Raw genomic sequence first — 11417 nt, 5'->3', positions numbered from 1 at the left:
CGATCCGACCCGGTGTTCCCAGCCGCGCCGATCGCGTCCTAAGCTTCCCGCCAAGGGACTGGGGGGAAGGGCGCATGGCGCAGCGTAGCAAGCAGGTGGCGGGTTTCGCCGCCGCGGTGGCGGATATCCCGGATGGCGCGGTGATCGCCTTCGGCGGCTTCGCCGGACCCGGCACCCCCTACAACCTGACGAAGGCGCTGCTGGACCAGGGCGCCCGCCGGCTGACCTGCATCGGCAATACCACCGGCGGGGCGCACCAGCCGCGGCTGCCGGATATCGGCATGCTGGTGGAGGCCGGGCAGGTGGCGAAGGTCGTCTGCAGCTTCACCGCGGCGACGCGCCCGACCGACGTGCTGCCCTTCACGAAGTACTACGAGGCCGGCGAGGTCGAGGCCGAGCTGGTGCCGCAGGGCACGCTGGCCGAGCGGCTGCGCGCCGCGGGCGCCGGCATCCCGGCCTTCTACACCCCGGCCGCGGTCGGGACCGAACTCGCCGAGGGGCGCGAGACCCGCGTGATCAACGGCCGCGAATACCTGCTGGAATACGCGCTGCCCTGCGACGTCGCCTTTATCCGCGCCTGGCGCGCCGATGCCGCGGGCAACCTGCAATTCCGCCTGGCGCAGCGGAATTTCTGCCCGCTGATGGCGATGGCGGCGAAGCTCACGATCGTCGAGGTGGAGGAGGATATCCTGCCCGCCGGGGCGCTCGATCCCGACCAGGTGCACCTGTCCGGCATCTTCGTGCAACGCCTGGTCAAGGTGCCGCCGGCGCCCGAGGGGTTGTGGACCGTCCGCCGGCAGGAGCGCGCGAAATGAGCGCCACGGACATCAAGGGCTGGGATCGCCAGCAGATGGCGGACCGGCTCGCCCGGGAATTCCAGGACGGCTGGATCGTCAACCTCGGCGTCGGCATCCCGACGCTCTGCAGCAATACCGACATAGGCGACCGCGACATCCTCTACCACGCCGAGAACGGCGTCATCGGCTATGGCCCGGTGCTGCCGGCGGGGGAGGAGGACCTGCACCTGGTCAATGCCGGCGGGCAGAATGTCTCGCTGCGGCCGGGCGCGGCCATCGTCCACCATGCCGACAGCTTCGGCATCATCCGCAGCGGCCGGATCGACGTGACGGTGATGGGGGCCTACGAGGTCTCGGCCGGCGGCGACTTCGCCAACTGGAAGGTCGGGCGCGCCAAGGGCGGCGGCATCGGCGGCGCCATGGACCTCGCGGCCTGCGCGAAGCGGGTCTTCATCATCCTCGAGCACACCACCCGCAAGGGCGAGCCGCGGCTGGTGCCGCAATGCTCCCTGCCGGTGACGGCGCGCGGCGTGGTGACCCTGGTGGCGACGAATTACGGCCTGTTCGCGCCGACCGGGGAGGGCTTCGCGGTGATCGAACTGGCGCCCGGGATCAGCCTGGACGCCGCGCGCGCGGCGACCGGCGCACCGCTCATGGAAGGACGCTGAAATGGCCCTGCACATCGACTACTACGCCTCCCTCAACTCGCCCTGGACGCATCTGGGCGCGGCGCGGATCGAGGCGCTGGCGAAGCAGCACGGTGCCAGCCTCCGCATCTTCCCGGTCGATTTCGGCACCATCTTCGCCGGCTCCGGCGGCCTGCCGCTGCCCAAGCGCAGCCCGCAGCGCCAGGCCTACCGGCTGCAGGAACTGGCCCGCTGGCGGGAGGCGACGGGCATCCCGATCACCATCCAGCCGAAACACTTCCCGAGCTCCGAGGCGCTGACCAGCGCCTGCGTCATCGGCCTGCGGGAGACGGAGGGCGACGCGCCGGCGATCCGGCTCGCCCACCGGGTGCTGAAGGCGGTCTGGGAGGACGAGCTGAATCCGGCCGACCGCGACGTCCTGGCCGGGCTGGTCGGCGAATGCGGGCTCGACCCCGCGGCCGTGCTGGCGCTCGGCGACGACCCGCGCTGGGCGGCGATGCGGGAGGCGGATACCGCGGCGGCGCTGGCCCGCGGCGTCTTCGGCGCGCCGAGCTACGTCGTCGGCGAGGATATCTTCTGGGGCCAGGACCGGCTGGAATTCGTCGCGAAGCGGCTGGCCAAGGGGTAGGGGGGGCTCGCTACACTCGCGCCCGGAAAGCCCAGGAGCGAGCGATGCGGCACCAGAGCCCCGGCGGCCCGGCGTGATCGGCGAGAACCGCCGCCGCGTCGAGGATGCGCGCTTCCTCACCGGTGAGGGCCGCTACCTCGCGGACCGTATCCCCGCGGGCGCGCTGCATGGCGTGGTCCTGCGCTCGCCGCACGCGCATGCGCGGATCGTCTCGGTCGATGCCGCCGCGGCCGGCGCCATGCCGGGCGTGGCGCTGGTGCTGACCGGCGCCGACCTCGCCGCCGAGGGCATCGGCCCGCTGCCCTGTCCCGCCGTGGTGGCCACCATCGGCCCGATCATTGTTCCGGCCCGCCCGGCCCTGGCCCATGACGCGGTGAAGCATGTCGGCGAGCCGGTGGCGCTGGTGGTGGCGGCGACGGCGGCCGGGGCGCGCGACGCTGCCGAGGCGATCCTGGTGGACTACGAGACCCTGCCCGCCGTGGTCGATAGCCGCGCGGCGCTGGCCCCCGGCGCGCCGCAGATCTGGCCGGAGGCGCCGGGCAACCGCGCCTTCCGCTTCGAACGCGGCGACCGCGCCGCCATGGAGGCGGGATTCGCCGCCGCCGCCCGCACCATCGAGCTCGATCTGGTCAACCACCGCGTCCACGCCGCGCCGATCGAGCCGCGCGGCGCCGTGGCGTCCTGGGACGGCAGCCGCTTCGACCTGCTGTTCTCCGGCATGGGCGTGCACGCGATCCGCAAGCAACTGGCCACGGTCTTCGGGCTGGAGGAAGCCGCCTTCCACCTGCATTGCCCGGATGTCGGCGGCGGCTTCGGGATGAAGAACTTCCTCTTCCCCGAACACGTCGCCCTGCTCGCCGCCGCCCGCCGGCTCGGCCGCTCCGTCGCCTGGGTCGCCGAGCACACGGAGGAATTCCAGGGCGCCGTGCATGCCCGCGACTTCCAGGGCAGGGCGCGGCTGGCCCTCGATGCGGAGGGCCGCTTCCTCGCGCTGCATGCCCGGATGGCCGGCGACCTCGGCGCCTATTGCTCGGCCTTCGGGCCGGCGGTGCCGACCAACTCGGTCTCGACCGCGATCGGCGGCGTCTATGCCATTCCCGCCATCCTGCTGGAGGTGGAAGGCGCCTTCACCAACAGCCTCCCCGTCGATGCCTATCGCGGTGCCGGCAAGCCGGAAGCGAACTACCTGACCGAGCGCCTGGTCGAGGCCGCCGCCCGCGCCACCGGGACCGACGCGATCGAGATCCGCCGCCGCAACGCCATCAGCGCCTTCCCCTACCGAAGTGCCACGGGGATGCTGATGGATACCGGCCGCTTCGGCGACAACCTCGGCGACCTCGCGGCGCTGCTGGACCGCGAAGGCTTCGCGCAGCGCCGGGCCGGGAGCGAGGCGCGCGGCCTGCTGCGCGGCCTCGGCATCGCCTGCTTCCTCGAGACCTCGCGCGGCGCGCCGCAGGAATGGGCGGCGGTGCGCTTCGCCGCCGACGGCATGGTTGACCTCGTCATCGGCACGCAGAACAACGGCCAGGGGCTCGAGACCAGCTTCGCCCAGATCGCCGCCGCCTGGCTGGGGCTCGAGGAATCGCGCTTCCGCCTGGTGCAGGCCGACACCGACCTGGTCGCCTTCGGCAACGGCCATGGCGGCGCGCGCTCGCTGCATGTCGGCGGCACCGCGCTGGTGCTGGCGCTGGACAAGGTGATCGAGAAGGCCCGCCGCCTTGCCGGCCACCTCCTGCAGGTTGCGCCGGAATCGGTGGACTTCGCCGAGGGCTGCTTCACCTGCACCGCCACCGGCCAGGCCTTCACGCTGGATGCGCTGGTCGAGGCCTCGCGCGACCCGCAGGACGTGCCGGACGGGATGGAACTCGGCCTGGATGCCGAGGCGATGAACCTTTCGGACCTCGTCACCTTCCCCTCCGGCGCGCATTGCGCCGAGGTGGAGATCGACCCGGAGACCGGCGCCGTGACCCTGGCGCGCTACCAGGCGGTGGATGACTACGGCTCGCTGGTGAACCCGATGCTGACCCGCGGCCAGGTGCAGGGCGGCCTCGCCCAGGGGATCGGCCAGGCGCTGCAGGAACGCATCGCCTACGACCCGGAGACGGGTCAGCTGCTGTCCGCGTCCTTCATGGACTACGCCCTGCCGCGGGCGGCCGACCTGCCTGACTTGTTCATCGCCTTCGGCGAGGCGCCGACCCATTCCAACCCGCTTGGCGTGAAGGGGGTGGGACAGGCCGGCGCGATCGGTGCTCCGCAGACCGTGATGCATGCCGTGCTGGATGCGCTCCGGCCGCTCGGCGTGACCGGTCTGCAGATGCCGGCCACCGCCGAGGCGGTCTGGCGGGCGATCCGGGATGCCCGCGCCGGGCGCTGAGGCCCCGGCCGCAGGTCGTTTCATGCGGCAACCCCGGCGGTCCGGGCCGGTTCTTCGGCCCTGCTTCCAAGGACCGCCCATGACCACGGACGACATGAACTCCTCCCGCCGGCAGATCGTCGGCGGCGCCGGCTTCGGCCTGGCGGCGGCCGCTGCGGCACCGGCGCTGGGCCAGGCGGCAGCGCCCGCGGCGGCGGCGCAGCCGCTGCGGAACCCGGCCGACGCTTATCCGAAGCCGCCCTTCCAGCGGCAGTCTCAGCCCTGGCCGGGGCTCGCCGGGCAGATGCAGCCGCGCCCCGACCATGGCGAGAACAGCTATCGCGGCTCCGGCCGGCTGACGGGGCGCCGGGCACTGATCACCGGCGGCGATTCCGGCATGGGCCGGGCCGCCGCCATCGCCTATGCGCGGGAAGGCGCCGACGTCGCCATCAACTACCTGCCCGCCGAGGAGCCGGACGCGCAGGAGGTCATCGCCCTGATCCGGGAAGCCGGCCGGAAGGGCGTGGCCATCCCCGGCGACCTGCGCGAGGAGGCCTTCTGTCGCCGCCTGGTGGAGGATGCGGTGCGCGGCCTCGGCGGGCTCGACATCGTGGTGTGCAACGCGGCGCGGCAGCAGACCCGGGCCTCCATCCTCGACGTCTCGAGCGAGGATTTCGACGCGACGATGAGGACCAACATCTACGCGCCCTTCTGGATCATCAAGGCGGCGCTGCCGCATCTGCAGCCGGGCTCGGCCATCATCGGCACGACCTCGGAGCAGGCCTACGACCCGTCGCCCGAGCTCTACGACTATGCGCAGACCAAGGCGGCGACGATGAACTACGTGAAGTCGCTGGCGAAGCAGCTCGCGTCGAAGGGCATCCGGGTCAACGGCGTGGCGCCCGGCCCGATCTGGACGCCGCTGCAGGTTTCGGGCGGCGCGACGATGGAGAAGCTCGAGACCTTCGGCGGGCAGACGCCGATGGGCCGGCCGGGCCAGCCGGCCGAGCTCGGCTCGATCTATGTCCAGCTTGCCGCCGCCGATGCCAGCTACGCCACGGGGCAGGTCTACGGCTCGGCCGGCGGCAGCGGCCAGCCCTGACACGGGATGGGCGGGGCCGGCCCGGCCTCGCCCTTGCCGGCCCGGTTCAGATCACGAAGTTCAGCGGCTCCACCGTCGGCCGCTTCACCCCGGCCGCGGCGGCGCGCTTGATCAGGTCGGCGATGGTCAGGCGCGCGAGATGCTCGCGGCAGAGCGCTTCCATCTCGGTCCAGAGCGGCTGCACGACGGCCGCCTGCAGCCGCCCGGCCGGCGCCTCGGCACCGCCATCCTCGTCGAGCGCGGTGGAGACGATCTCGGCCAGCCGCAGGTCGCGCGGCGGACGGCCGAGCCGGTAGCCGCCCTTCGGCCCGCGGATGCTGTCGAGCAGCCCGGCGCGCGAGAGGGCCTGCAGCACCGGCTCGATGCCCCGGCGCGCCTGGCCCAGCCGTTCGGCGATGTCGGCGGCGCTGACCGCTTCGGTGCGGCCGGCATGGAAGGCTACGTCCAGCACGATCGCCACCGCGGTCATCGCCCGTTCCCGGCGCAGCAGCATGCGTGTTTCCTCCCAGGGGGCGGGTGCCCCTCAGGGCGGCGCCGGGGCGCCGCCCTTCCTCACGGGCCTCGGCCTCTCCCGCTCAGCCGCGGGTGAGGGTGGAGGCTTCCGGGCCCTTCTTGCCCTGCACGACCTGCATGGTCACCGACTGGCCTTCGGTCAGCGGCGGGATGCCGCTGCGCTCGAGCGCCGTCGCATGCACGAAGACGTCGCGCCCGCCGCCTTCCGGGGAGACGAAGCCGAAGCCCTTCTCCGCGCTGTACCACTTCACGGTGCCGCGCATCTCCTCGGCCGGGCCGGAGGGGGCGAAGCCGCCGCCGCCGAAGCCGCCGGCCCGAGGCGGCCGGTCGCCGAAGCCGCCCGGACGGGGCGGCCGGTCGCCGAAGCCACCCGAACGCGGCGCACCGCCGCCGCCGGGACCGCCGCCGCCGGGCTCGCCGGGGCTGGTGATCTCGACCACCTCGGTCACCTGCTGGCCCTTCTGCCCGGGGCCGACGCGGACGCGCAGCCCGGCGCCCGGGTTGACCGCGTCGCTGCCGGAGCGCTGCAGCACGGAGACGTGCAGGAAGGCGTCGCCGGAGCCGTTGCCGAGCTCCACGAAGCCGAAGCCTTTCTCCGGGTTGAACCACTTGACCGTGGCCTCGACCTCGGGACCCGTGGCAAAGACCGAGGGACCGCGGGAGGCCGGGGGGCCGCTCGGGATCGGGAAGGGGGGTGGGGCTCCCCAGCCACCACCACCGCCGCCAAACTCGGGTGTATCGTCGTCAAACCCGCGCTTGCGGGGCTTGCGGGGGCGCCAGCTTTCGTTTTTGGCCATCTCTCGAACTCTTCGGTGCTCCACGGGCCACGCCCCGTTTCCGGAACCCGGCCTGCCTTCATCTGCCCCCTTGGACAGCGAATGGCATACGCCAAGCACCTAGCATAAGCCTTCTCGCTTCGCGCGCCAGCCCATCGTGGAAATCTGAGCGCAGCGATGAAATTTCGATATCGTATCGTCTATATCCGGCCAAACGGGCGGCAGGCTGCGGCAAATCGCGGCAGAAACCGGCGCCGCCGGCCGGTTGACCAGGCCCCGGGGCGCCCCGCACCGTGGCCCGGAACGGGGATTCGCGTGAACGATCTCGGGGCCGCCTTTGCCACCGCGCTGCACCTGGTCGCCGAGGGCGACCCGGCGGTGCTGCGGATCGTCGGCCTGTCGCTGCGGGTCAGCCTGGCCGCGACGCTCTGCGCCGCGCTGGCCGGCCTGCCGCTCGGCGCCCTGCTGGCGGTGACGCGCTTCCCGGGCCGGCAGGCGATCATCGTCGCACTGAATGCGCTGATGGGCCTGCCGCCGGTGGTCGCGGGGCTGCTCATCTACCTGGCCCTGTCGCGCAGCGGGCCGCTCGGCGGGCTCGGCCTGCTGTTCACCCCGGCGGCCATGGTCATCGCCCAGACCCTGCTGATCGCGCCGATCCTCGCCGCCCTGTCGCGCCAGGCCATGGAGCCGCTCTGGGAGGAGTATGCCGAGCAGCTCCGCTCCTTCGGCGCCGGCCCCTGGCGGGCGGTGCCGACCCTGTTGCGGGACGGCCGCTTCGCGCTGCTGACCGTGCTGCTGGCCGGCTTCGGCCGGGCCAGCGCCGAGGTCGGCGCGGTGATGGTGGTTGGCGGCAACATCGAGGGCTTCACCCGGGTGATGACCACCGCCATCGCGCTTGAGACCAGCAAGGGCGACCTGCCGCTGGCCCTGGCGCTGGGCGGCATCCTGATGGCGATCGTGCTGGCGGTGAACGTCGCGGCGCAAGTGTTGCGCGACGCCGCGGCGCGGGCGGGCGGCTGATGCGGGCGCCGGAGGCCGCGCTGCCCCTGCTGGCCGAGGGGCTCGGCTATGCCGCCGGCGGCGTCGCCATCCTGCGGGGCGTGACGCTGGCGATCGAGGCCGGGCCGCCGCTGCTGGTCATCGGCCCGAACGGCGCGGGCAAGTCGGTGCTGCTGCGGCTGCTGCACGGGCTGCTGCCGCCGGGCGCCGGGCGCATCCATTGGGCGGGGCCTGGGCCGAAGCGCGACGCCATGGTCTTCCAGCGCCCGGTGATGCTGCGGCGGACGGCGCTCGCCAACCTCGAATACCCGCTGGCCCTGGCCGGGCTGCCGCGCGCGGCGCGGCGGGCGCGGGCGGAGGCGGCGCTGGCCGAGTCCGGGCTGGCGGCGCTGGCCGGGCGGCCGGCCCGGCGGCTCTCGGGCGGCGAGCAGCAGCGCCTGGCGCTCGCCCGCGCCGCCGCCCTGGCGCCGGAGGTGCTGTTCCTCGACGAGCCCTGCGCCAGCCTCGACCCGGCGGCGACCCGGGCGGTGGAGGCGGCGATCGCCGGCATCGCCGCGCGGGGGACGAAGATCGTCATGACCACGCACGACCTGGCCCAGGCGCGGCGGCTGGCGGGGGAGGTCGCGTTCCTGCACCGCGGCCGGCTGCTGGACCACGCGCCGGCGGCAGCCTTCTTCGCCGGGCCCGCCGCGCCCGAGGCCGCGGCCTTTCTGCGGGGCGAATTGCTGGCCTGAGCCGGGCTTGGGCATACTGGGCGCGACGGAACGGGGAAGCGCCATGCGGTTGCGGGACAAGGTCGTGGTCATCACCGGTGCGGGGGCCGGCATCGGCCGCGCCACGGCGCTGCTCTGCGCCGAGGAAGGCGCCACCGTCGCCTGCATCGACCGCGACCCCGCCGCGGCCGAGGCGGTCGCCGCGGCACTGGCCCGGCCGGGAATGGCCATCACGGCCGATGTCGGGGCGGAGGCGGAGGTGGCCGCCGCCATGCAGGCCGCGGCCGCCCGCTTCGGCCGGATCGACGTGCTGCTCAGCAATGCCGGCTTCGGCATCCAGGGTGCGGTGACCGAGACCACGGAGGCCGACTGGGACGCGATTTTCCGGGTCAACGTGAAGGGCGTGTTTCTCTGCGCCAAGCACGCCATCCCGATCATGGCGGCGAGGGGGGGCGGGGTGATCGTCAACACGGCGTCGAACATCGCCATCGTCGGGATCCGCGACCGCGCCGCCTATGTGGCGACCAAGGGCGCGGTGGATGCGCTGACCCGGGCCATGGCGATCGACCATGCGGGGCAGGGCATCCGGATCAATGCGGTGGCGCCGGGGCCGACCGCGACCTCCTACTTCGAGGGCATGCTGGCGCGGTCGAACGACCCGGCGGCTTTCACCGCGGCGCTGGCTGCGCGCTCCCCGCTCAACCGTGTGGCGCAGCCGGAGGAGATCGCCCGGGCGATCGTCTTCCTCGCCTCCGACGACAGCTCCTTCATGCTCGGCGCGACGCTGGTGGTGGATGGTGGCCATGCCATCTGGTGAAAGTGCCCGATCGCCGGGCGCAGACGGCGCGGCGCGTGAACCGGCTGCGTCGGGCAGCGCCCTTTTCCATGACGGCAACCGCGCGCTGCAGGACCGCTTCGACGGCCGCCGGGTCGCCGACACGCTGGAGGCGCGCCGCCGCGCTGCGGCCTTCGCGCCGGAGCATGTGGCACTGATCGAGGCGGCGCCCTTCTTCTTCCTGGCGACCGCGGCGGAGGGCGCGGTCGACTGCAGCTTCAAGGGCGGCCCGCCCGGCTTCGTCCGCGTCACCGGCCCGGCCGAGCTGGAATTCCCAGACTACGACGGCAATTCGATGTACCTCTCGCTCGGGAACATCCTGAAAAGCCCATCCATCGGCATGCTGTTCATCGCCTTCGACGGGAGGTCGCTGCGGCTACGCCTGCGCGGCCAGGCCAGCCTGGTCGAGGATCCCGTGCGGATCGCCGCCATCCCCGGCGCGCGGCGGCTGGTGCGCGTCGCGGTCACCGACATCTTCCCGAATTGCCCGCGCTACATCCCGGACCTCGCCGGCAGTGCGCCCTCCGCCTACCTGCCGCGGCCGGACGGCAGCCAGCGTGCGCCGGAATGGAAGGGCCGGGATTATATCCGCGACATCCTGCCGCGGGACGACCCGCACCGGGTGTGACGGCCGCTTGATCCTGTTCTAGCCTGCCCGCGACGCAGCGATGGGGTGGGGCCGATGGACGGGATCACGCGCAGCCTGGACGAACAGGCGCTGGTGCGGACGGCGCACCGCGTCCTGCCGGCCGGCGGCTTCGGCAATTTCGCCTCGGACATCATCATCCGGGAAGGCCGCGGCGGCCGGGTGTGGGATGTCTCAGGCAACGAATACGTGGATTACCTGCTCGGCTCCGGCCCGATGTTCATCGGCCATGCGCATCCCGAGGTGACGGAGGCGGTGCTGGCCCAGGTGCCGCGCGGCACGACCTTCTTCGCCAACAACGAGCACGGCATTCGCCTGGCCGAGGTGATCGTCGAGGCCATGCCCTGCGCCGAGCAGGTCCGCTTCGTCAGCAGCGGCTCGGAAGCCGACATGTACGCGATGCGCGTCGCCCGCGCCTTCCGCGGCCGCGACCGCATCCTGAAGTTCGAGGGCGGCTACCACGGCATGTCGGACTGGGGGCTGATGAGCCTGGCCCCCAAGCGCCTGGCGAATTTCCCGACCGCCGTGCCGGATTCGGCCGGCATCCCGAAGAGCGCGCGGGACGAGGTGCTGGTCGCTCCCTTCAACGACCTGGACGCGGCGCGGGCGCTGATCGAGGCGCATCACGACGAGCTCGGCGGGGTGATCCTCGAGCCGTTCCAGCGGCTGATCCCGCCGGCGCCGGGCTTCCTGCAGGGCATCCGCGACATCACCGCGCAATATGGCATCCCGCTGATCTTCGACGAGGTGGTGACGGGCTTCCGCTTCGCCTACGGCGGCGCTCAATCCTACTACGGGGTGACGCCCGACCTCTGCACACTAGGAAAAATCATCGGCGGCGGCTTCCCGCTGGCGGCGATCGCCGGGCGGGCCGACATCATGGCGCATTTCGACCGCGGAATCGTCGGCGACGACGGCTTCCTGATGCAGGTGGGAACACTCTCGGGCAACCCGGTCGCCGCGCTCGCCGGCCTTGTCACGCTCGAGGTGCTGCGCCGCCCCGGCGCCTATGAACAGGTCTTCGCCAGCGGCCGGACGCTGATGTCGGGCATCGACGGCATGCTGAGGAAGGCCGGGCTGCCGGCGCAGATCGTCGGCGAGCCGCCGCTCTTCGACGTGGTCTTCAGCGCCGAGGAGGTGCGCGACTACCGCAGCACGCTGCGCGCCGATGCCGCGCTGCAGAAGCATTTCAACACTCAGCTGCGGGCGGCCGGCATCCTGAAGGGCGACAGCAAGTATTACATGTCGCTGGCGCATACCGCCGAGGACCTTGAGCAGACGCTGCAGGCCTTCGCCGGCGCTATCGCCGCACTGCCGCGGAAGGTGGGGTAGGAAAGGCCGGGGAGAAGGTATTCTCCCCGGACCCCTCATCTATTTTTGGGAGTCGGCACTCGCCGCGCGGCGGTCG

Annotated in this window: 12 protein-coding genes; 10 read left to right on the top strand and 2 right to left on the bottom strand. The window is 72.7% G+C overall.

The genetic code is table 11. The annotated features are described in order from the left end of the window. Positions 1 to 74 precede the first annotated feature (74 nt). The 5 genes from E2C06_RS20750 (at position 75) to E2C06_RS20730 (ending at position 5527) form a co-directional block, all read left to right on the top strand. A complete protein-coding gene (locus E2C06_RS20750; RefSeq protein WP_133290528.1) occupies positions 75 to 815 on the top strand; it encodes a CoA transferase subunit A in 741 nt (246 codons plus the stop codon). Next, positions 812 to 1465, top strand: coding sequence for a 3-oxoacid CoA-transferase subunit B (locus tag E2C06_RS20745; RefSeq protein ID WP_133290527.1), 654 nt, complete (start codon positions 812 to 814; stop codon positions 1463 to 1465). The genes E2C06_RS20750 and E2C06_RS20745 overlap by 4 nt, the downstream gene beginning before the upstream one ends. A 1-nt stretch (position 1466) precedes the next feature. After that, positions 1467 to 2072 carry a 2-hydroxychromene-2-carboxylate isomerase gene (locus E2C06_RS20740; RefSeq protein ID WP_133290526.1) on the top strand — a complete coding sequence of 202 codons (606 nt, stop codon included), beginning with the start codon at positions 1467 to 1469 and terminating at the stop codon, positions 2070 to 2072. A gap of 73 nt (positions 2073 to 2145) precedes the next feature. Beyond that, positions 2146 to 4446, top strand: a complete 2301-nt coding sequence (locus tag E2C06_RS20735) for a xanthine dehydrogenase family protein molybdopterin-binding subunit (protein ID WP_133290525.1) — start codon at positions 2146 to 2148, stop codon at positions 4444 to 4446. A 79-nt stretch (positions 4447 to 4525) separates the two neighbouring features. Continuing rightward, on the top strand, positions 4526 to 5527 hold the full coding sequence (locus tag E2C06_RS20730; RefSeq protein ID WP_133290524.1) for an SDR family oxidoreductase: 1002 nt from the start codon (positions 4526 to 4528) through the stop codon (positions 5525 to 5527). 46 nt (positions 5528 to 5573) lie between these two features. Here the strand turns inward: E2C06_RS20730 and E2C06_RS20725 are convergent, their stop codons facing one another. After that, entirely contained in the window at positions 5574 to 6020 is a 447-nt protein-coding gene (locus E2C06_RS20725) for an RrF2 family transcriptional regulator (protein WP_133290523.1), read from the bottom strand. An 82-nt stretch (positions 6021 to 6102) separates the two neighbouring features. Then, the gene (locus tag E2C06_RS40350) at positions 6103 to 6837 is read right to left on the bottom strand and encodes a cold-shock protein (protein ID WP_133290522.1); all 735 of its coding nucleotides are present in this window, start codon (positions 6835 to 6837) and stop codon (positions 6103 to 6105) included. Between the two features lie 294 nt (positions 6838 to 7131). On the opposite strand from E2C06_RS40350, the gene E2C06_RS20715 reads away from it, so the two are divergent. Genes E2C06_RS20715 through E2C06_RS20695 form a run of 5 tightly spaced genes read left to right on the top strand, consistent with a single transcriptional unit; the run spans position 7132 to position 11341 of the window. Next, a complete protein-coding gene (locus E2C06_RS20715) occupies positions 7132 to 7836 on the top strand; it encodes an ABC transporter permease (RefSeq protein WP_133290521.1) in 705 nt (234 codons plus the stop codon). Next, positions 7836 to 8549: an ATP-binding cassette domain-containing protein gene (locus E2C06_RS20710; RefSeq protein ID WP_133290520.1), complete on the top strand. Its 714-nt coding sequence runs from the start codon at positions 7836 to 7838 to the stop codon at positions 8547 to 8549. The genes E2C06_RS20715 and E2C06_RS20710 overlap by 1 nt, the downstream gene beginning before the upstream one ends. A 43-nt stretch (positions 8550 to 8592) precedes the next feature. Further along, positions 8593 to 9345 carry an SDR family oxidoreductase gene (locus E2C06_RS20705; protein WP_133290519.1) on the top strand — a complete coding sequence of 251 codons (753 nt, stop codon included), beginning with the start codon at positions 8593 to 8595 and terminating at the stop codon, positions 9343 to 9345. Then, the gene (locus E2C06_RS20700) at positions 9332 to 9991 is read left to right on the top strand and encodes a pyridoxamine 5'-phosphate oxidase family protein (RefSeq protein ID WP_165982524.1); all 660 of its coding nucleotides are present in this window, start codon (positions 9332 to 9334) and stop codon (positions 9989 to 9991) included. Before E2C06_RS20705 ends, E2C06_RS20700 begins: the two co-directional genes overlap by 14 nt. A 54-nt stretch (positions 9992 to 10045) precedes the next feature. Continuing rightward, positions 10046 to 11341: an aspartate aminotransferase family protein gene (locus E2C06_RS20695; protein WP_133290517.1), complete on the top strand. Its 1296-nt coding sequence runs from the start codon at positions 10046 to 10048 to the stop codon at positions 11339 to 11341. The last annotated feature ends 76 nt before the right edge of the window (positions 11342 to 11417 follow it).

Source organism: Dankookia rubra (assembly GCF_004355005.1).
Classification (GTDB): Bacteria; Pseudomonadota; Alphaproteobacteria; order Acetobacterales; family Acetobacteraceae; genus Paracraurococcus; species Paracraurococcus ruber_A.
Note: the sequence above shows the minus strand (reverse complement) of the source record. Positions and strands in the feature narration are given on the sequence as shown.